The organism is Streptomyces tailanensis, from assembly GCF_008386495.1.
GTDB lineage: Bacteria > Actinomycetota > Actinomycetes > Streptomycetales > Streptomycetaceae > Streptomyces > Streptomyces tailanensis.
In genome coordinates this window covers 24,812-44,572 of sequence record NZ_VTHJ01000062.1, presented here as the reverse complement: position 1 = coordinate 44,572, position 19,761 = coordinate 24,812, and the positions used below count along the sequence as shown (strand labels likewise).

At 68.2% G+C, this 19,761-nt stretch carries 19 protein-coding genes and 1 pseudogene; 9 read left to right on the top strand and 11 right to left on the bottom strand.

All coding sequences use genetic code 11. From position 1 onward, the window contains the following. Window positions 1-35: 35 nt before the first annotated feature. Together F3T56_RS49500 and F3T56_RS36635 are read right to left on the bottom strand one after the other, a co-directional pair. Window positions 36-161 (bottom strand): hypothetical protein, encoded by a 126-nt coding sequence (locus F3T56_RS49500; RefSeq protein ID WP_281291947.1) that lies wholly within the window; start codon window positions 159-161, stop codon window positions 36-38. Window positions 162-177: 16 nt separating this feature from the next. Further along, window positions 178-657, bottom strand: coding sequence for a DUF6278 family protein (locus tag F3T56_RS36635; RefSeq protein ID WP_149829703.1), 480 nt, complete (start codon window positions 655-657; stop codon window positions 178-180). 191 nt (window positions 658-848) lie between these two features. Between F3T56_RS36635 and F3T56_RS36630 the strand changes: the two genes are divergently transcribed. After that, a complete protein-coding gene (locus tag F3T56_RS36630) occupies window positions 849-2,642 on the top strand; it encodes an SGNH/GDSL hydrolase family protein (RefSeq protein WP_149829701.1) in 1,794 nt (597 codons plus the stop codon). A gap of 4 nt (window positions 2,643-2,646) precedes the next feature. Here the strand turns inward: F3T56_RS36630 and F3T56_RS36625 are convergent, their stop codons facing one another. The 5 genes from F3T56_RS36625 to F3T56_RS36605 all read right to left on the bottom strand — a co-directional run bounded on the left by F3T56_RS36625 (window position 2,647) and on the right by F3T56_RS36605 (window position 7,645). Further along, window positions 2,647-3,426, bottom strand: coding sequence for an exodeoxyribonuclease III (locus F3T56_RS36625; RefSeq protein WP_149829700.1), 780 nt, complete (start codon window positions 3,424-3,426; stop codon window positions 2,647-2,649). 52 nt (window positions 3,427-3,478) lie between these two features. Continuing rightward, complete coding sequence (locus tag F3T56_RS36620; RefSeq protein ID WP_149829698.1) at window positions 3,479-4,120, bottom strand: MBL fold metallo-hydrolase; 642 nt, start codon at window positions 4,118-4,120, stop codon at window positions 3,479-3,481. 35 nt (window positions 4,121-4,155) lie between these two features. Then, window positions 4,156-5,487: a bifunctional 3-oxoadipate enol-lactonase/4-carboxymuconolactone decarboxylase PcaDC gene (gene pcaDC / locus F3T56_RS36615; RefSeq protein WP_149829697.1), complete on the bottom strand. Its 1,332-nt coding sequence runs from the start codon at window positions 5,485-5,487 to the stop codon at window positions 4,156-4,158. Between the two features lie 466 nt (window positions 5,488-5,953). Beyond that, window positions 5,954-7,159, bottom strand: a complete 1,206-nt coding sequence (locus F3T56_RS36610; protein WP_246204260.1) for a tyrosine-type recombinase/integrase — start codon at window positions 7,157-7,159, stop codon at window positions 5,954-5,956. A gap of 216 nt (window positions 7,160-7,375) precedes the next feature. Then, entirely contained in the window at window positions 7,376-7,645 is a 270-nt protein-coding gene (locus F3T56_RS36605) for a MarR family transcriptional regulator (protein WP_246204259.1), read from the bottom strand. 819 nt (window positions 7,646-8,464) lie between these two features. On the opposite strand from F3T56_RS36605, the gene F3T56_RS36600 reads away from it, so the two are divergent. Then, entirely contained in the window at window positions 8,465-9,094 is a 630-nt protein-coding gene (locus F3T56_RS36600; protein ID WP_149829695.1) for a P-loop nucleotide/nucleoside kinase family protein, read from the top strand. 631 nt (window positions 9,095-9,725) lie between these two features. Beyond that, entirely contained in the window at window positions 9,726-11,036 is a 1,311-nt protein-coding gene (gene aspS / locus F3T56_RS36595; protein WP_149829694.1) for an aspartate--tRNA(Asn) ligase, read from the top strand. A gap of 21 nt (window positions 11,037-11,057) precedes the next feature. Here aspS and F3T56_RS48600 read toward each other — a convergent pair. Then, a pseudogene (locus F3T56_RS48600) lies at window positions 11,058-11,237 on the bottom strand (flavoprotein); the annotation flags it as partial. Between the two features lie 57 nt (window positions 11,238-11,294). Between F3T56_RS48600 and F3T56_RS36585 the strand changes: the two are divergent. Both F3T56_RS36585 and F3T56_RS36580 read left to right on the top strand, forming a co-directional pair. Then, window positions 11,295-11,813, top strand: coding sequence for a proline dehydrogenase (locus F3T56_RS36585; protein WP_149829693.1), 519 nt, complete (start codon window positions 11,295-11,297; stop codon window positions 11,811-11,813). A gap of 189 nt (window positions 11,814-12,002) precedes the next feature. Next, window positions 12,003-12,560, top strand: a complete 558-nt coding sequence (locus tag F3T56_RS36580; protein WP_149829691.1) for an HD domain-containing protein — start codon at window positions 12,003-12,005, stop codon at window positions 12,558-12,560. Window positions 12,561-12,575: 15 nt separating this feature from the next. Here F3T56_RS36580 and F3T56_RS36575 read toward each other — a convergent pair whose 3' ends face one another. Continuing rightward, window positions 12,576-13,043 carry an NUDIX hydrolase gene (locus tag F3T56_RS36575; protein WP_149829690.1) on the bottom strand — a complete coding sequence of 156 codons (468 nt, stop codon included), beginning with the start codon at window positions 13,041-13,043 and terminating at the stop codon, window positions 12,576-12,578. A 15-nt stretch (window positions 13,044-13,058) separates the two neighbouring features. Further along, entirely contained in the window at window positions 13,059-13,808 is a 750-nt protein-coding gene (locus tag F3T56_RS36570; protein WP_149829689.1) for a helix-turn-helix domain-containing protein, read from the bottom strand. 108 nt (window positions 13,809-13,916) lie between these two features. Here F3T56_RS36570 and F3T56_RS36565 point away from each other — a divergent pair, with 108 nt between their 5' ends. Next, on the top strand, window positions 13,917-14,606 hold the full coding sequence (locus F3T56_RS36565; RefSeq protein WP_149829687.1) for an HAD family hydrolase: 690 nt from the start codon (window positions 13,917-13,919) through the stop codon (window positions 14,604-14,606). Between the two features lie 59 nt (window positions 14,607-14,665). On the opposite strand, the gene F3T56_RS36560 is transcribed toward F3T56_RS36565, so the two are convergent. Further along, window positions 14,666-15,184 carry a class I SAM-dependent methyltransferase gene (locus tag F3T56_RS36560; protein WP_246204258.1) on the bottom strand — a complete coding sequence of 173 codons (519 nt, stop codon included), beginning with the start codon at window positions 15,182-15,184 and terminating at the stop codon, window positions 14,666-14,668. Window positions 15,185-15,191: 7 nt separating this feature from the next. Between F3T56_RS36560 and F3T56_RS36555 the strand changes: the two genes are divergently transcribed. Genes F3T56_RS36555 through F3T56_RS36545 form a run of 3 tightly spaced genes read left to right on the top strand, consistent with a single transcriptional unit; the run spans window position 15,192 to window position 19,755 of the window. Next, window positions 15,192-16,664 (top strand): site-specific integrase, encoded by a 1,473-nt coding sequence (locus tag F3T56_RS36555; protein WP_246204257.1) that lies wholly within the window; start codon window positions 15,192-15,194, stop codon window positions 16,662-16,664. Beyond that, window positions 16,664-18,439 carry a hypothetical protein gene (locus tag F3T56_RS36550; RefSeq protein WP_149829684.1) on the top strand — a complete coding sequence of 592 codons (1,776 nt, stop codon included), beginning with the start codon at window positions 16,664-16,666 and terminating at the stop codon, window positions 18,437-18,439. The genes F3T56_RS36555 and F3T56_RS36550 overlap by 1 nt, the downstream gene beginning before the upstream one ends. Beyond that, window positions 18,436-19,755: a hypothetical protein gene (locus tag F3T56_RS36545; protein WP_149829683.1), complete on the top strand. Its 1,320-nt coding sequence runs from the start codon at window positions 18,436-18,438 to the stop codon at window positions 19,753-19,755. The genes F3T56_RS36550 and F3T56_RS36545 overlap by 4 nt, the downstream gene beginning before the upstream one ends. The last annotated feature ends 6 nt before the right edge of the window (window positions 19,756-19,761 follow it).

Below are 19,761 nucleotides of genomic sequence, written 5' to 3'. Positions count from 1 at the left end.
TCTCCGGCTGCCGCCGGGCGGGCCTGGCCCCTTGGCTACTGCGCGCTCGGCAGCAGCGTTCCTGGTGAGACCGGGGTGGCGCCCTCGGCCTCGATCACCCTCAAGTGGATGAACCGCTCATCGTAGTCGAGGCGCGCAGCCGGTCCAGAGGCACCGGTCATCAGAAGTCGGCCGCCCTCAGGGAGCGTTGCCCTCCGCGATCTCGGCGTACAGCTGCGAGAGTTCCGGTACGCCGCTGGCGGCCCATTCGTGTCCGGCCTCGACCACGTCGATCTCCCTGCCGGAGGCCAGCCGCACCACGGGCTGACCGCCCGGCCAGATCTCCCAGCGGGCGCCGGGGATCGTGCGTACGACGACCGTGCCGAGATAGAGCCCGGCGTCGTTGCCGAGCCAGGCCAGGGTTTCCTCGTCGTCGCGCCAGCGGGGCACGAGCTGATCGAGGGCCTCCAACGAGGCGGCGGAGTCGTCGAGTTCGACACCGGCCTGCTGGGCCTGCGTGCGCAGCAGTTCGCATTCGGAGAGAAGTTCGGCGAGGCCTTCGTGACCTTCGTCGTCACCGCCGTCATGGCCGTCACCGTCGCCACCGCCGGAGAACACCGCGACCCCGAAAGCGGGGCCACGCCTCTTGCGCCAGTTGCCCAGGAACGAGATGTTCATGCGGTCAGCGTGTCATTCGCACCGCCCTTCGCACCACAGGCGCGCGGGCGCCGCCTGTTCGCCCTGTTCGCCGCGAGTTCGTCCGTGGTTCACACGCACCTCGTTGACGGGTCCCTGACGTCTCCTTAGTTTCGTGGCGCATCTGTCGTCTCATCGTTGCAATCGTCGATGTCGCATTCGTCATCGTCGTCATGTCGTCATCAGCGAAACGGGAGGGGGCGCGCGTGCGCCGACGTGTCTGGAGAACGGGCGTCGTACTGGGTCTGCTGGCGGCGCTCGCACCCGTCACCTCCGCCCGGGCCGCCACCGGTGAGGGCACCGAACCGGCGCCGCTGGAACGGCTCTTCGACAACAGGGCCGTCAGTGACGACGCCCGGCCCGCCGAGGCCGACTTCGACGGCTCCGGCGGCTCCCTCTCGGCACAGGACCTGACCACCGCCGGCTGGACGCCCGGGCGCGCGCTGACAGTCCAGGGCGCACGCCTGACCTGGCCGCGCCGCACCGCGGGCGAGCCGGACAACGTACGCGCGAACGGCCAGTCCGTACGGGCACGCGGCCGTGGCGACGCCCTCGCCTTCCTGGTCGCCGGCACGGGCGGCACCGACGCCGTCGGCAGTGGCACGGTCCGCTACGCGGGCGGCGCCCGCTCGACGTACCGCCTGACCGCCCCGGACTGGCGCACCGGCCCACTCGCCACCAAGGCCGTGGCGCTCCCCCGCGTCAACACCCCCGGCGGTCAACTCGCCGAGAAGGCACGGCTGTACGTCGTCACCGTGCCGGTCCTACCCGGCCGTGAGGTCTCCTCGGTGACCCTGCCGCGCAACCGGGACCTGCATGTGTTCGCCCTGTCCGTGCGGTCCGGGTCACAGGGCTGGACCGGGAGCTGGGCGACCGCGACCTCGGGCTACTCGGCCGTCAGGTCCTGGACCGACCGGACGCTACGGCTCGTGGTGCACACCTCGGCGGGCGGGCCCCGGGTACGGATCCGGCTCGACAACACCTTCGCGTCGGCGCCGGTACGGGTCGGAAGCGCGACGGTGGCGTTGCGGGCCGAGGGTGCCGCCGCGCGGAGTGTGCCGGTGCCGTTGTCCTTCCGGGGTGCGGCGGGGACCGAAATCCCGGCGGGGGCACAGGCGTTCAGCAATCCGCTGGGCTTCGAGGTACCTGCGGACAGCGATCTGCTGGTGAGCTTCCATCTGCCGGGCACGGTGTCGGCCGCGCCCGTCCACCGGCTCACCCAGCAGACCTCGTACGTCAGCGAACCGGGCGACCACGCGGGCGACGGCTCGGCGGCGGCGTACACCTCGACGATCACGAGCTGGCCGCTGCTGACCGGTGTCGACGTGGGAGGCGGGCCGGGCTCCGTCGTGCTCCTCGGCGACTCGATCACCGACGGCGACAAGTCCACGCCCGACGCGAACCACCGCTGGCCTGATGTGCTCGCCGACCGGCTGCGGAGCCAGGACGCCGTCCCGCGCTACGGGGTCCTCAACCAGGGGATCTCGGCGAACCGGGTGGGCACCGACGTCTACCCCGGCGACGGGGTGTCCACCAGTTCGGGCGGCGTGAGCGCCCTGCACCGCCTCGACCGTGACGTCCTCGCCCAGACCTCCGCCCGTACCGCCGTCGTCTTCCAGGGCGTCAACGACGTCCGCTGGGGCGCGTCGGCGGACCGGGTCATCGCCGGGCTGCGGGAGATCGCCGCCCGGGGCCACGAGCGCGGTCTGCGGATGCTCGTGGCCACGATCGCGCCCTGCGAGGGCGAGGCCCGCTGCACGGCCGCGGCCGACGTTCAGCGGGTCGCGGTGAACGAGTGGATCCGGGGGAACGAGGAGTTCGACGGGGTGTTGGACTTCGACGCCGTGCTCCGGGACCCGGCGCGGCCTTCCCGGATGCTCCCCGCGTACGACAGCGGGGACCATCTGCATCCGGGGGACGCGGGGCTCGCGGCGCTCGCCGAGTCGGTGGACCTCGGGCTGTTGTAACGGCCTAGACGTCCAGATCCACCACGACCGGCGCGTGGTCCGAGGCACCCTTGCCCTTGCGCTCCTCGCGGTCCACGTACGCGTCCTTGACCGCCTTCGCGAACGGTTCGTTGCCGTACACCAGGTCGATGCGCATGCCGCGGTTCTTGGGGAAGCAGAGCTGGCGGTAGTCCCAGTACGTGAAGGGGTGGTCGTACTTGAGGGGGCGCGGGACGACGTCGGAGAGGCCGGCCTCGCGGAGGGAGGCGAGGGCGGCGCGCTCGGCGGGGGTGACGTGGGTGAGGCCCTCGAAGGCGGCGACGTCGTACACGTCGTCGTCCGTCGGCGCCACGTTGTAGTCGCCCATGACGGCGAAGGGGCGGCCGCCGGCGGCGTCGCCCGCGACGGCGGCCTTGAGGGCCTCGAACCACTGGAGCTTGTAGGCGTAGTGCGGGTGGTCGACCTCGCGGCCGTTCGGCACGTACACCGACCAGACGCGGACCGGGCCGCAGGTCGCGGAGATCGCGCGGGGCTCCACGGACCCGTCGTAGCCGGGGTCGCCGGGCAGGCCCTTGACCACGTCCTCGATGCCTGTGCGGGAGATCACCGCCACGCCGTTCCACCGGCCCGTGGCGTGCACCGCGGCCTCGTAGCCCTGCTCGCGCAGTGCTTCGAACGGAAAGCCGTCCTCGGCGATCTTGGCCTCCTGGAGGCAGAGCACGTCCGTGTTGCTGCTCTCCAGCCAGGCCAGAAGCCTCGGGAGGCGGGCGGTGATCGAGTTCACGTTCCAGGTGGCGATACGCATGCCCACAACTTACCGGGCGGGTCTGACAACGCCGTCCCGCCCGGTCATCCCCTCAGAGGTCGGCCGAGGCGCCGGGGGTGAGCCGCAGGTGTTCCGCGCCGCCGAGGGCGCCGATCTGGCGGTCGTAGATCGGGCGGGCGAGGTCGGTGAGGAGGGCGTCGTGGATGTCGTACGCGCGCTGGGGCTTGACCTCGCGGACGTAGTCGATGACCTCGGAGATCTTGCTCCAGGGGGCCATGACGGGGAGCATCAGCGTCTCGACGGCGTGATCGGGGACGGTGAGGGCGTCGCCGGGGTGGAAGACGCGGCCGCCGTCGATGAGGTAGCCGACGTTGGTGATGCGCGGGATGTCCGGGTGGATGACGGCGTGGAGTTCTCCGTGGACCTGGACGTCGAAGCCCGCGGCGGTGAACGTGTCACCGTGGCCGACGGTGTGCACGCGGCCCGGGAAGGCGGCGGAGATCTTCTCGGCGACAGACCGCAGGGTCCAGATCTCGGCGGCCGGGTTGGCGTCCAGGGCCACGCGGAGCCGTCCCTCGTCGAAGTGGTCCGCGTGCTCGTGCGTGACCAGGACGGCGTCCGCGCCGACCGCGGCGTCCTCCTCGCTGAAGGCACCGGGATCGATGACGAGCGTGCGTCCGTCCTTCTCCAGACGGACGCACGCGTGCGACTTCTTCGTGAGCGTGAGCTTCATGGCTCCATCCTGCCCCCGGCGGCTCGCCCCCGCTGTCACTCCTCGGGGGTGGTCTCCTCGCGGATCACCTGCTGGGCGACCTTGAACGCGCTGTTCGCGGCCGGTACGCCGCAGTAGACGGCGGCCTGGAGGAGGACTTCCTTGATCTCGTTCGGGGTGAGGCCGTTGCGGAGGGCCGCCCGGGTGTGGAAGGCGAGTTCGTCCATGTGCCCGCCGGCGACCAGGGCGGTCAGCGTGACACAGCTGCGGGAGCGGCGGTCGAGGCCGGGCCGGTCCCAGATCTCGCCCCAGGCGTAGCGGGTGATGAACTCCTGGAAGTCGCCGGAGAACTCGTCCGCCGAGGCCATCGCCCGGTCGACGTGCGCGTCGCCGAGCACCTCACGGCGGACCTTCAGCCCGGCGTCGTACGGGTCGGGTCTGCCCTCTGCCACGGGCTGCACGGCGGCCGGGGCGATCTCGGCCACCGGCCCGGTCTGTGGCCCCGACTGCGGTGCGGTCTGCGTGGTCTGCTGCGGGACGGCGGCGAGTACCGGCTTGACGGGCGCCGCCGGGATGGCGATCTGGCCGGTGGTGGAGTCGTAGGCGGGCTGCCAGGCCGTGGAGAAGTGGCGTACGAGGAGGTCGGTGACCGCGGCGGGCTGCTCGACCGGGACGAGGTGCGAGGCGCCGGGGACGACGGCGAGGCGGGCGTCCGGGATGCCCGCGACGAGCGTACGGGCCTCGGCGGGGCCGGTGACCTGGTCGTCGGAGCCGACGAGGACGAGCGTGGGGACGCCGATCCGGCCGAGTTCGGCGCGCACGTCGAACGAGGCGAGCGCCTCGCAGGCGGCGATGTAGCAGCCGGGGTCGGTGGTGCGGACCATCTGCACGGCCCACTCGGTGATCGCGGGCTGCGCCGCCGCGAACCCCGCGGTGAACCAGCGGTCCGGGGAGGTACGGGCAATGGGGTCGAGGCCGTTCGTCCGTACGATCACCCCGCGCTGGCGGAACTCGTCGGCCGTGCCGAAGCGGGGCGAGGCGGCGATCAGCGCGAGCGAGGCGAGGCGGTCGGGATGGCGCAGCGCGAGCTCGGCCCCGATGGCGCCGCCGAGCGCGCAGCCCGCGTAGCCGAAGCGCTGGACGCCGACGGCGTCGAGGGTGGCAAGCAGCCGGGCGGCCAGCTCGGTGACCGAGCCGCCGGGGTACGCGGGCGCGCCGCCGTGGCCCGGCAGGTCGAACCGGAAGACCCGCCACTGCTTGGTCAGCTCCGGGATCTGCCGGTCCCACATGTGCCATGTGGTACCCAGTGAGGGACCCAGGATCAGGACTGGGGCGTCTTCTGGCCCGTCAAAGCGGTATTGCAGGGTGTTCGGTGGTGTCTCACTCACCCGCCTGACCCTCTCATCTGTCACGAGATGTCACATCGCCGGGGTGGACCTAGCGGGCCTTGCCCCGCTCCGGCAGTGCCGGACCTGCCGACGAGAACCCAGGTATACGTTCTCCGTCATGTACTCGTGGCCGTGTCGGCAGTGAGCCCTCCGGGCGCATGCCCTCCTGCAGTCGCTACGAGCAACGCTTCCCTCTCTGATCACGGCCTCCAGGCGGTTCGGGTTGCAGCATCGAGTGTGGTGGCACGGACGAGGCTCGGCGTGACTCACCTGGAAACCTTCCGGAATCCCGCACAACAGCAGCTTGAATACCACACGGTGAACGCTTGGTAGAAGGTTTGGCCGTAGCCGATGCTCTCAGTTACAGCCACCGGTCCCAAAACCAGCAAGCGGACTCCGAATCCACCTCGCCCCAATCCTGCTGGCCATAGGGCTCGCAAGTCGCTCGGCTGATAGTCCGCGTGGCTCACTCTTGCCCCTCCGCCGCACCCCCGTGCAGGCCATCCCAAGTGGTGGCGGCTCCGCGAAGATCTTCCACATCCGGCTTGACGTACCATCGCTTGGTCGTCTTTACGTTCGTATGTCCGGCCCATCGCGCGAGGATGTGGTCCGGGACCCCGTTGTTGGCCAGGAAGGTGAAGCACGACGAGCGTGCGTCGTAGAGCCTGACGCGACGGAGCCCGAGAAGCTCCATAAGCCGGTACGCGCGTCGGCGAAGTTGCTTGATCGTGAAGGGATCTCCCGCCTCGTGCGCCAGCACGTAGCCCGACACCGTGTACGCCTCCCCCAGAGCGAGCCTCTCCTCGGCTTGGAGAGCCCGGAATGCCTTGAGGGCCCCCAGCACCAGCGCCGGCAGCGGCAGATCCCGCTCACCCGCAAGAGACTTGGTGTCCTTCTCCACCACGTACCGGTTACCCATCATCGTGCGCGTGTTGGCAATGACGATCGTCGCATTCTCCAAGTCCACATCTTCCCACCGGAGGCCGCAGACTTCAGCTGGACGAAGCCCCATCAGCGAAAGAAGAAGCGCAGCATAGAGACGCTCGCCCCTTATTCCATGTATGAATTTCTGAACCTCCTGGACGTTCCAGGGCGGCACCTCCTCTTTAGTCTTCCGCTCTTCCTTGCGCGCCCTCCGGGGAATGGTCACGTGCGCAGCGACATTGACGTACACCAATCGCCGGGTAACGGCTCTCCCCAGAGCTTCCTTCAGCCGAGCGAGGCTCATATCTACACTCGTGACACTGAGCGGCGTCCCGGCCCTTTTACCACGCACGCGGCCATGCGCCAGCGCCCAGTCCCTCCACTCTTCCACGTGCTCTTCAGTAAGGTCCTGGAGACGAATATTGCCGAGCCTCCCCCGAACTCGGTCCAGGGTAATCTCGTAGCTGTAGATGGTGGTTTCTTCGAGGTCCTCCGCTTTCATGGCCAGCCATCGGTCGAGCCACTCATTCACGGTGATCTTGTTGGGCGGCACAAGCGACCCTTCATGCCGCCGATTAGTTATGTTCGCGTACTCAGCCCTAGCTTCCTTCAACGAGTCGAAGGTGCGCCTCAACTGCTTACGTTTCCCAGTTTCGGGGTCGATTCCTGCGTCGACAACAAACCGGTATCGAACCTTCCCCTTCGAGTTCGGCGGAAGTTTCTTGATGGGATCGGACAGAATACTCACTCTCCTCGAACAGGCCGACATAACATCACAACGCCGCGTCTACCGATCGGGGTAGGCAAACTGGCGGCACCATTCGCTACGGCTCCACCGCCAAGCACAGCCGGGTGCGAACACCATTAATGCTCCGCAGGAGCCCCGGTTTCGGTAACCGGGGATCGTCTGCTACGTATCGCTCTGCACTACGAGATCTGTCCCTCGCCCCATCCTTCGCATCGGTCAGGAGGCCAGACGGTACGAGCGGAGAGCGGGGGTCGCGTCATCGGCATCAAGCACCAGCAGCCTGTCGCTGGTGAGGCGGTCGAGGTTGCGGGCCACAACCCGCTCGGAGGCGCCAATGGCCTGGGCGGAGTGGCGAGTTGCGACGCCGGGATGTACCGCGATGTACGTGAGGACCTCTCGGTCGCGGTGGTAGCCGCGTTGTAACAGGTCCTCACCGAATAGTCCTGCCGCGCAGACGCAGAGACACAGCGCCGTACAAGGCGGCATAGTCCTCCGTCACCTGGGCGGCCCACGCGTTCACGGCGCCGAGCGCCATAAGGATTGGGGGCAGTGAAACGAGCAGAGCGGATTGCGGGATTCGACAGATGAACCTCCTTGGGGCTGCGCTCGGTCATAGGATCGAGTGTCGCGGGCTGTGAACTGGGGACGGCTGGCCGACGGCCGGTTCGGCCCGGATGCCGATACCCCTTAGCTGACCTGGTGTTTTTGCGGGTCGTTGTACGTTGGCATGATCCCGCAGGAGGTTCCAGTCCGTTGGGGTTCTTTCCCGTCTGCCGTGAGCTGAAGGTTTCCGGCAGCCCCTTACTCACTGCGTGGGGCCCCGCTGCATGTGCGTGGACGCCCTCGGTCGCGCCGCCGATAGGGAAGCGGCGGTGCGCGCGCCCGGCCGCGTCCTGGCCCAGGTGGCCGGCTCGTCTTAGCCCGGTCGCTACGGCGCGGAACCCGTCTGGGAGGAGCAGGCAGGCGCCGCTGGGCTCGTAGTGGAGCACGTGGACGAGCCTCCCGCCGACCCGCGGTGTAGAACTGGCTCTGTCGGCAGTGGGTCACCAACGCGGATGAACTGCGGCGCGAGCTGGGCGAAGTACTGGGCAGGACATGCTCCGCGAGGCACACCGGGTATTGCCTACGCCGTCGAGCCGTCCCACTGCCCCTCAGTACGCCCGGCCGGCATCCTGCAGGTAACGGGCTGCCTTGCGGTGGACGTCGGCCTTCCTGGCACCCGCTACCTCGCTTGGTACCCGGCCGAGGCAGTGGGCGAGCAGAAATGGGTCGAGAGAGGCGCTGAGGCGCTGGCACTGTGAGGCAATGTTGTTCAAGCTCACCGGGTCGAGCTGCTCGGGCAAGACGACGCTCGCCTACGCCACCGCCAGCAGGCTTCCGCAAATAGCCGTGCACGACTTCGATGAACTCGGTGTGCCAGCGGGCGCCGACCTGCACTGGCGCCACCGCATGACCGAGATGTGGGTGCGGCGCGCGCTGGAGTACCAGGCGCGCGGCATCGACCTGTTGCTCACCGGGCAGTCTCCTTTGGGTGAAGTCCTCGCCGTTCCCTCCGCGCCACTTCTCGATGGCATCGCCGTATGCCTGGTCGATGTCGCCGACGAGGTCCGGCGCGCTCGTCTTGCCGCACGTGACCCCGGCCGGTGGGACGCGCCGGCTGTCGACGCCTTCCTCGGCTGGGCCACATGGCACAGGCAGCACGCGCTCGACCCGGGCCACAGGCCCGACGTCATCATCGACAACAGCTGGCACAAGATGGTCTGGCACCGCTGGACCAGCTGGCACACCAGTGATCCCCGATGGCGCATTCAACTGCTCGACACCACGGACCAACCAGTGCCGAACTCCGTACGCCAGGTCAAGCACTGGATCACCGAGCAACGCGACGCACATCAAGCTGGCCGACTCGCCCTGGGGCCCGGTTGGGCTTCGTGATCCGTGCGAGCCTTCCGGGCGTGGCATCAACGATCTCGCTCGGGTCGACATCGATCGGAAGTGCCGTTCCTCCGCATGACCATCGATAGGCGCCCTGACAACGCGCCTGCCACACATCGAGGGCAAATGGAAACGGCGACTCACGCAGGTGAGTTCGACGCCGCGTCTGATCTGAGACGTCGATGTGGCCGACCTTGAGATACAGCTCGGCACCATCAAGTCCCCCCGACCACGACTTCGCCGAGCGTCTGCTGTACGGAAGCTACCGTTGGCATCGACGGCCGCGGCCAGCCATATGGGACCCGCTCAGGGCAGTTTTTTGATTGCCATCGCCGCCACCCGCTCCGTACCCTGCACAGCAACGCGTCGACGGAGACAAGTAGCCACGGATCACGCGAGCCGAGAGAGCCGCCGGAAGCTGGGAAGGCGGTCTCGTGCCCTGTGGTGAAGACCCTCCCGAGTGCGGGGAGGAATGACCCCACCCGGTGGTCCAATGCCCCGTCGGCCGGCCCCCGTCACCGGGCCTGAATGAGGCCGCCACTGGGTGGCGGCGAAAGTGCGGTGGTACCGCGAGTTGCCCTTCTCGCCCGCACTCCCAAGGGATCATGACGATGTCCTTCGGAGGACCGAAATGATCCACAGCCGCGTACACGTCTCTGACCTGCGAGAACACGTCGGCCGTACCGTTTCCGTCTGCGGATGGGTGAACACCCTCCGCTTGCAGCGCAAGATGCAGTTCGTCATCGTGCGGGACAGCACCGGCATGGTGCAGGTGACCCACAAGCGTGACGAAGGGCCGCTGGAGGCCCAACTCGAAGCCCTCACATCCGAGTCCGCCGTCAGGATCACCGGCCGCGTCGTCGACGCTGCCCAGGTCAAGCTCGGCGGCCTGGAGATCGTCCCCGAGGCGGTCGAGGTCCTGAACCCGGCCGCCACACCGCTACCGATCGACGAGCACACCGGCCTGGAGCAGCGGATGGACTGGCGTTTCCTGGACGTACGCCGCCGTCCCGCCACCCAGCTGATGTTCGCGGTGCAGACCACCCTGGAACAGGGCATGCGCGAGTACGCCTACGCGCAGGGCGCCACCGAGATGCACACGCCCAAGCTCATGGGCACCGCCTCAGAGTCGGGGGCTGAGGTCTTCAAGCTCGGCTACTTCGGCGGCAGCGCCTACCTGGCGCAGTCACCGCAGTTCTTCAAGCAGATGGCGATCTCGGCCGGCGTCGACAAGGTCTTCGAGATCGGGCCGGTCTTCCGCGCCGAGCCGTCGTTCACCTCCCGGCACGCCACCGAGTTCACGGGCGTCGACGTGGAGCTGGCCTGGATCGACGGGGTCGAGGACGTGATGGCGTTCGAGGAGCAGATGCTCGCCCACGCGATCGCCAAGGTCGCGGACGCGCACGGCGGGGCGATCGCCGAACGCTTCGGTGTCGAGGTCACCGTGCCCACGACGCCCTTCCCGCGCGTCACCATGGCCGAAGCGCAGAAGATCCTGCGCGAGAGCGGCTGGGACCGGGCAGGGGCCAAGGAGGACCTGGACCCGGAGGGCGAGCGGAGCATCAGCGCCCACATCCAGCAGGCCACCGGCCACGAGTTCGTGTTCATCACGCACTACCCGGCCGGCATCCGGCCCTTCTACCACATGCGGCCGGCCGACGACCCGAGCGTGACGCTCAGCTTCGACCTGCTGTGGAAGGGGCTGGAAGTCACCACCGGTGCACAGCGCGAGCACCGGTATGACGTGCTGGTGCAGCAGGCCACCGAGAAGGGCATGAGCCCCGAGCCGATGCGGGACTACTTGAACGCGTTCCGGTACGGGTGCCCACCCCACGGCGGGCTCGGCATGGGCCTCGGGCGGGTGCTGATGGTGCTGCTCGGCCTGGACTCCATCCGCGAGGCCAGCTTCCTCTTCCGCGGGCCGAACCGGCTCACCCCGTAACTGGCCGCGCGGCCAGCCGAGTGCGAGCAGCTCCAACGCCTCCTCCCAGCGGAACCGGTCCGCCCCACCGCCGGCCTTCGGCTGGTGAGGCTTGTACGAGCCGATCAGGACGCCAATCTCGCGTAGCCGCTCCATGCTCTGGTGGTACGCGGGATGGGCGGCCTGGGCGGAGTTCAGATACAGGAGGACCGCGGTGCGGATAGGTCGGCACCAAACCCCGGCGCACTGGATGAACGACAACAACGGCAGACTGGGCCCATGGACGCAGGACTTGCCGCGCTGTTGGGCGCCGCTGTCGGTTCTATCGCCACTCTCGCCGCCGCGATCGTGACTGGCCGGGCACAGGCACGGGCGCAGCATGACCAGTGGCGCCGTCAGCATCGCCGCGACGCATACGCCAGCTATCTCAGCGCGCTCCATGACCGCGACATCGCCATGGACGCCATCCTCGACGCACTGCGTTCAGACAACCCCGACCTGGCAGACGTCGACGAGAAGATACGCCGCTTCATCGCCCTGGCCCGCGAGGTCCACCGCGCTGCCGAAGTCGTCATCCTCGAAGGACCGGCTTCCCTCGCGGAAGTCGCCTCACGAGTCACCCACGCCTCCAGCGATCTCTCCCACATCATGCGGCGGATGACCGAGAACGCTCACGCGGGAGACAGCACCCGCAAAGCCGAGGACACCGCCCTTGCTGCCGAACGAGAGCGAATCCTCTACCAAGCAGTCAAGAACTTCCGCCTCGCAGCCCGCAGCGTCATCGACAACACGAACTGACACAACGAATCCTGACCGGAACGGCCACCGAGAAGGGTGCGCACCGCTCATGTCAGGACGTTAAATCACAAGCTTAATGCCATTGCTGCAAGTTGGCTGGATGCGAGGCGCCGGGACTACCCGAGACGTCCTGGGACGTCCTGCTGATCGCCAACCAGTCAACGCGCCTACCACCATAGGCTGCGGAGCATGGACCTCACCGCGTGGGCGCGCGATCTAGCCAACTCCCTCCTCGCCGAGCCCCTGCCGCGGCGCTGGGCGCACTCTCAGGGCGTTGCCGAAAGGGCGCAGTGCCTGGCGAGCATCCTGGGCGACGATGCGGAGCTAATTTGGGCGGCTGCCATGTTGCACGACATCGGATATGCGCCGTCGCTGGTCATGACAGGGTTCCATCCGCTGGATGGGGCCCGCTACCTGCGCGACTCTTCGGCGGCGGACGAGCGTTTGGTACGGCTGGTCGCCAATCACTCGTGCGCGCTGCTGGAGGCGGACGAGCGCGGGCTCAGGGAAGAGCTGGAGGCCGAGTTCCCGATCCTCGACAACACCGGGCTGGTGGACGCTCTGGCGTACTGTGACATGACCACAACACCGGACGGCACCTCCACCACCGTGGAAGCCCGGCTGGCGGAGATCCTCACGCGATACGACCGCGACAGCATCGTCGGGCGTTTCATCCGCCGGGCCGATGAGGAACTCCGAGCTACTGTGCGCAGAGTCGAAGCCCGGCTGCTCTTGGCAGAGCGGTAAGGGAGCGCATGGCGCTCAGTCGACGTGCGGGTATGTCCCGTCCAGGTAGTGGGCGATCTGCCGGCGCATCGATGGATGGATGTCGTACGAGTCCAAATCGTCGGGCAGGACCCAGCGGACGTCGTCTGCTTCGTCGTTGACGGTCGGTTGGCCGCCGACGGGGCGTCCGATCACGGTCACCTCGTATGCCTGCCGGATCTCGCCGTCGGTGTAGGCGACCACGTGTTCGGGGAGCGAGTAGACGCCGAGGAGTCCGATGGGGATGACATCGACTCCGGTCTCCTCTTTGCATTCCCGCACCGAGCACTGGGTGGGGGATTCTCCGATGTCCATGGCTCCGCCGGGGAGCGCGTACTGGCCAGTGTCGCGGCGGCGCTGCAGGAGGATCGCTCCGTCGTCCCGGGCGGCGAGCATGTTGCACGCCGGGATCAGCGTGTTCGGCTTGGGTGCGGTCTCGTCGTACCAGTACTCCGTACGTCCCATCGCGGGCCGTGCTCCTTACATGGATTCGGGTGACCAGGGTTTTGCAGTCTCCCAGACCGCCTCGAAGCTGCCGGCGTAGTGGTCGAACCAGCCGTCGTCCCCCAGGCGGCGCAGTTCGAACAAGGGGTTGGCGCTGGCGGGCTGGCCCCAGACGTGCGGGTTGACGAGGAGTGCGTCATCGAAGCGGAACAGGCTGTTGTAGAGGGTCGTGTCGTGCAGGCGTACCTCGCAGCCGGGGGTCCCGATCAGCTTGCGGTAGTAGGTGAGCGATGCCCTGATCTTCGCGGAGAGCGTGCCGCCGATCCCTTCCTCCTCGTCGCGGACGGCGACCGCCTTGCCCGACGGGTCGCCGAAACAGAGGCGGACCCGGACGCCGGCGTCGGCGCGCTCAGCGAGCATCGCCGCCACGCGCGGGTTGGTCTGGGCGAAGAACGTCCCGCTGAACACCAGGACGTCGATGTGCTCCTGCACGGACTGCAGGAGGCGAACCCAAGTCTTCTGCGGGACGCTCGCACGGTTGGGAAAGGCGGCGACCAGTTCCGCCTGCTCCACCGGCTGTCCCGGGGCGTCGTCCTCCTCCGGCGGCCACAGATACGATTCGTCCACGCCGAGATGTTCCGCAACCGCCCAGCGGTGCCTGCGGAGTGGCTGCCGGCCCAGGCTGATCCAGCGCTCCACCGTCTTGACGTCGACTTCGCAGGAGGCCGCAAGGTCCTCCGGGGTCACCTTCCGCTGGATCATCACCGTACGCAGCCGCTCGTTCACATTCGCATCCTCGCAGGACGTCCTGGGACGCGGCAAGATCTTGCGGGACGCCAGGACGTCCCAAGAGGGCCCTATTAACAGGCAGTTCACGCTGCATACCCTGGGCACGTGCAGCTCATCGTGCTCTGGGACGTGGACCACACCCTCGTAGACAACGCCGGCGTCAGCAAAGAGATCTACGCCAACGCCTTCAAGGCCCTCGCGGGGCGGGATGCCGAACTGCCCGCGCCGACGGAAGGACGCACGGACCGGGCGATCACGCGCGAGATGTTCGTCCGTCACGGTCTGCCGGTTCCCGGATGGGAGTCGGCACAGCGGGCGCTGGAAGAAGCCGGGCGGGGCCGAGAGGAGGATCTGCGACGGCGGGGCCGGGTTCTGCCCGGTGTCCAGGAGGCGTTGAAGGCGCTCGCGGCGGACTCCGAGGTCTGTTCCTCGGTTCTCACGGGCAACATCGCGGCGAATGCGCGCGTCAAGCTGAGGGCTTTCGGTCTCGACGGCCTGCTCGACCTGTCCGTGGGTGGGTACGGCGAAGACAGCGAGGACCGAGCCCAACTCGTCGACGCTGCACGAACCAGGATTCACGCCGCCTATGGCGTAGCGATGATGGCGCCGACCGTACTGATCGGTGACACGCCTCGCGATGTGCAGGCGGCGCATGACGCCGGGGCACACTGTGTTGCCGTCGCCTCGGGCATCCACTCGGTGGCGGAACTCCATGCCGCTGGCGCCGACTTCGTTGTTCCGGATCTGACGGATACGGAGGGCCTGTTGGCCCACCTACGGGCAGCAGCAGCCTGAATCAGCCCGTCCCTGCCACCCCGGTGCCTTGCCGAAGTCACTCTTTGGATCGTGGCGAGTCAGGGGCGCAGGGCGTAGCAGCACATCGAGTCCAGGGCTTCGCTTTCGACCGATGACCAGGGCGCGGTCAGCAGTTCCACCTGCTGCACGGTGATTCCGATCGACTTCCGCTCCTCCGGGAGGCGTTCAGCAAGAGGGGTGACCACCCAGAACGTTCCGCCGGGCGGGAGGAGGCATCGGATACGGTCGACGAAGGCGGGCTTGTCCTTGATGAAGGCAAACACCAGGCGGCAGGTGACGAGGGCGTAGCCGGCGTCAGGGAGAACGCTGCTGTCGTCGGTCTCGATGTCCAGTTGTTGGAAGACCGGGCCGTCATTCGCGTCTTGCTCTGCCTGCGCGATCTTCAGAGCGGCGGAGGAACAGTCGATCGCCGTGGTGCGGTATCCGAGGTCGGCGTGCAGGTACCGGGCGAGGGCCCCGTCATTGTTTCGGCAACCGTGCAGTGTCTCTTTGATGACTGCGCCTCCCGCTGACCAGCGGTTGTGAGCAAGTTCAAGGGGTGTCTCTCTGCTTAACATCCCTTGCATGGAACAGGCGTTCTACTCATCTGAGGGCTGGGAAGACTGGGGCCTGGAGTTCAAGCCGGTCATTCCCGAGGGGATGGCTCTCGTCTTTGACGACGACCTTCGGTTTGAAGACGAGCACGGGCTGCGTACCTCGGCGATCGTGAACCGGTGGGCCTGCGAGCTGCCGACCAACGGCTGCCCCGCGGCGAACTCCTGGACATCGTATGTCGGTGCCGTACGCCAGTGGTCGGAGTTCGGGGAAGCGCACGGAGTCGGTCTTTTCGACAGCCGTGAGCGGCTCAAGGCGCTGCTGAGCGCCTATGCGGTGTACCGGTCGCAGGGTCCTGTCGACAGTAGGCAGAGGTTCAGGGTCACCACGTGGAACCAGCACATGACCATGCTGAGCACTTTCTATGGCTGGGCGATCGAGAACGGCTACACCACCTCGCTGCCGTTCACCTACCGGCAGGCCACGGCGGTCTTCTCCGGCCAGCGGCGGGAGGTCCGTCGGAACGCCGCCCGGCGTCGGCAGCCGAAGCCACACGTGACCGTCAAGTACCTGGAGGACGAGTTCGCCGACCTGTTCCGCAAGGGGCTGGCCCGGCTGCGGCCCGACGGGTCGGTGGAGCGCGGCTACCGCGGCCGGGAGATGGCCCGCAACGCGGCGGTCGGCCGATTCGTCTTCTCCTCGGGGCCGCGTAGGCAGGAGTTCTCGTACCTGCTGGCCTGCGAGGTGCCGAAGCTGCCGAGCCGTCGCAGTGACGTGCCGGTCCTCGTCCCGTTGCCGGAGGGCATCACCAAGGGCAGCAAGTTCCGCAACACGTGGATCGACTACGACGCGCTGGCCGAACTGCACAACTATCTGGAGTTCGAGCGGGCTGCGGCGGTTCAGGGGTCGACTTGGATGCCGCCGCGACGCTGGGGTGAGCCGCTCGTCGTGACGGAGGCGACGGCGCGGGGCGGAAGGGTGAACGGCAGCTGGATGAGCTGGGAGACCCTGGGGCCGGCCGAACGGCGTCGGCTGGTCGCGCCCGGCGGCGGGTCGATGCTGCTGTCCGTGTGGGGACCGGGGCGCCCGTTCACCGACTGGAACACCGTGTTCGAGCGGGCGTCGGACCGGATCCGTGAACGCTACGAACCGCGCTTCCCCCATGTCACCCCGCATCGCGGGCGCCACACCTTCGCCATGCAGACCCTGGCCAAGCTGGTGCGCGGGTACTACGAGCGGGCCGCTCGCCTGGTCGGGGAAGGCGATGACGATGCCGGACTGGCGTTGTACCTCAAGACCACCGAGCCGCTGCTGGTTTTGCGTGACCTTCTTGGTCACTCCAGCGTCTTGACCACGGAGCTTTATCTCAACCGCCTGGACACGACCCGGATCTTCGCCGAACTATACCGGCGGGTCGGCGAGGACGCCGGCCTGTTGGACCGGTCCGCTGTGGACGAGGCCACGGCGGAGTTCGAAGATGACGACAACGGTGAGGACCGCTGATGCCTGCCACCGTGATCGAGGACCCGCTGGGCATCGCCGCCGTCTTCAGCGACGGTACGAGCGTGTCCTTGACAGTGAACGTCAGAGCGGGTGGCAAGACCTACAGCACGCGGAACCCTGTTCTGGCCCGGGACATGCTATCGGGGGTGGCCGATCTGGTGCATCCCCATGGTGACGTGGATGCGACGCGCACGCTCAACGAATACACCTCGGCGATCCGTGCGTTGACCAATGGCCTTGCCGACCTGGGGTTCACTGGCGGTGCGGCCGAACTGACGCGTGCTCATCTCGCCGAGCACTGGCTGCGCGGTGAGCACCGTGCCGCGATCGAGTCTCTCAGCCGTCGGATGCTCGCCCGCATGGACGACCTGTACGGGCTGTTGAAGCCGGACGTCCGGGAAATGGTGGACGGCCGCCAGTTCCAGGTGGCGCGGCCCCGCCGTACCGACAGCGCGCTCGCGCCGTACACCGAGGGCGAGTGGGCCCGGCTGACCGAGGCTTGCGAGAAGGCGGTGAAGGACTCGTACTCCGTCTTCCGCAGCGCGAGAAGTGCCGCTGAAGGCGGAGAAGATCCGCTCACAGGCGGGTGGAGCGAGGCGAACGTGTACTGGGCCTACATGAGGTGGGGACCTCTGGAGGCGAGGCCGTATGCCGACTGGTCGCCCGGCCACTTCTCCGGCCTGCCGGAGGGCGAGTTCCCGTACCGCAAGGTCGCCGTTTCAGCACGACTGTTTCCCGACGCCTCCACCGTGCTGGCCTACCGCCTGTTGCTGGGCGTCTACACCGGCATCGTGCCCGACGGCCTGGACGACCTCGGACTCGGCGACGTGGACTGGGCCGGCGAGTCGACGATCCTGCTCTCCTACATCAAGCGCCGCACGGCCGAGGAGAGCCGGACCCTGACCAGGAGGGCCACCCGGCTCCTGGAGCAGTGGCTGGACCACTCCTCGCTCACTCGGAAGTTCGCGCCCACGAACATGCGTGACGCCCTGTGGATGCGCTACGTACCCCGGGGCCGAGTCACGTGGGTAACCGCGGTGCCTCATGAGGAGAACATGAAGAGATGGATCGCCGCGCAAGGGCTCCTGGCCGACAGTGGCAAGCCGCTGCGGGTGCACCTGCACAGGATCCGGACGACGTACGACTCGATGCGTGACCGCCGCGCCTGGGCCGGAACCCGGCGCGCCACGCTGGATCCCAACCGAAGCCCGCAGGTCGAAGCCGACCACTACCTCGGCGCCGGCACGCCCGAGCAGCGCGCCCTGGTCGACGAGATCATCGCCGAGGCCCAGCACGACATGCTGCGCAAGGCCGAGCTCCCGATGGTACTCACCACCGAGGACACCGCCGCCCTCATACGTGAGTACCCCGAGCGGGTCGCTGGCCTGGGACTGGACGACACGGCGCTCGCCGAACTCGCCCACGGCGAACGGGACGTGTTCGGCGCCGCCTGTGGCGATCACCTGTCGGGCCTGCACGGCCCCAAGGGGAAGCCGTGTCCGGCCCGCCCCTGGGTGTGCCTGCTGTGCCCGCTGGCGCTGTTCACCCCGCGGCACCTGCCAAACCTGATGCGCCTGCGCGCGTTCTTCGCCCGCCAATGGGACCAGATGCCATCCGGGGAGTTCATGCGGAACTTCGGCCCGTACGACCAGCGGGTAGCCGAGATCCTCACCCCCGGCATCTATTTCCCGTCCCCGCTGCTGCTGGAGGCCGCCGCCCAGGTGGCCGACACCGACGACGAACTGCCGCTGCGGCCGGAAGAGACAACGCGATGACGAACCACCCCAAGACCGCCGCACCGGACCAGACCCAGCCCCATCCCGGCCCGCTGGCGCGCGTCGACATCTGCGAGGCGGTGGGTCTCGCGGTGCACCCGGGCGGGAAGCGTCCCCTGGTCGGCGACCTGATCTGGGACTTCGCCGACCTGGAGGATCTGCCCGTCCACCTGCGACCGGGCCAGGTCCGCCTGGACTTCACCAGCATCCGCAACCCGAAGTGGCGCCCCCTCGCCCAGGAGTACCTGTTCGCGCGCCTGGCCCCCGGACACGAAGCCGTGCGGCACCTGCCCAGCGCCTTCCGCATCCCGCTGCACTTCGACACCTGCCGGAGCCGTCTGGCCGAGCTGGCACGGTGGTTCAACTGGCTCACGCGGCGCCGCGTCACGTCCCTTCAGGACGTGACGCAACAGCACTGCCAGGGTTTCTACGACTCCCGCAGGCACACCCGGGGCACGCACGGCGGGCCACTGCGGCCGACCAGCTCGCACACGCTCATGACCGCCGCTCAGGCCGTGCAGGAACCAGTCTTCTACAACGACCTGTTCACCACCGACCGCTTCACCGACGGATTCATCCCCTGGGCTGGCCGAACCCCCTATCAGGTCGCGGGCCGCACACGGTCCACCGAGAACGTCGTGCAGCCGCTGCGCGACGAGGCTCTGCGCCCCTGGCTGGCCGCGGCCCTGTACATCGTGCAGACCCTCGGCCTCCACGTACTCGACCTGATCCGCGCCGTGCGCCAGTACGACGACGGGGCGCCCTGGCCAGGCGAGGGCACGCATCTGGAGCGGCTTGAGGCCGCGATACGTACCCACCTCGACCAGGGCGTCCCCCTGGAGCCGGTCGGCGCCCGGGAGATCGGCTCACGGCTGGTCGAGGGCTGGTCCGCCGAGGACCCCTTGCTTGCGCTGAACGTGCTCTCCATCGCCCGGGAGGCGGGGCTCGCAGTCTTCTCCTACAGACACCTGGCCCCGCTGCGTCCGCTGCTGGAACGGACCGTGGCGGCGGTGGGGCTGCGGCCGAGGTGGGCGGGGAACGCCGCCCCGGTGGAACGCGCCGACAACGCCGGGACCGTCCCGTGGACCGAGGGTTTCGCCACGGCCGAAGAGGCGGGCCACATGGTGGAGCGGGTGCGGACCGCCTGCCAGGTCGTCGTCGCCCTGCTCACCGGCCTCCGCGGCAGCGAGCTGGCGGCGATGCCCCTCGATGCGTGTGTCCCCCCGCAGGACCTCGGCGCGGGGCGCACGCGCTACCGGCTGCGGACCAAGCTGATCAAGGGGCAGGAACAACTGGGTGGCGTCTGGGACGAGTGAGTCACC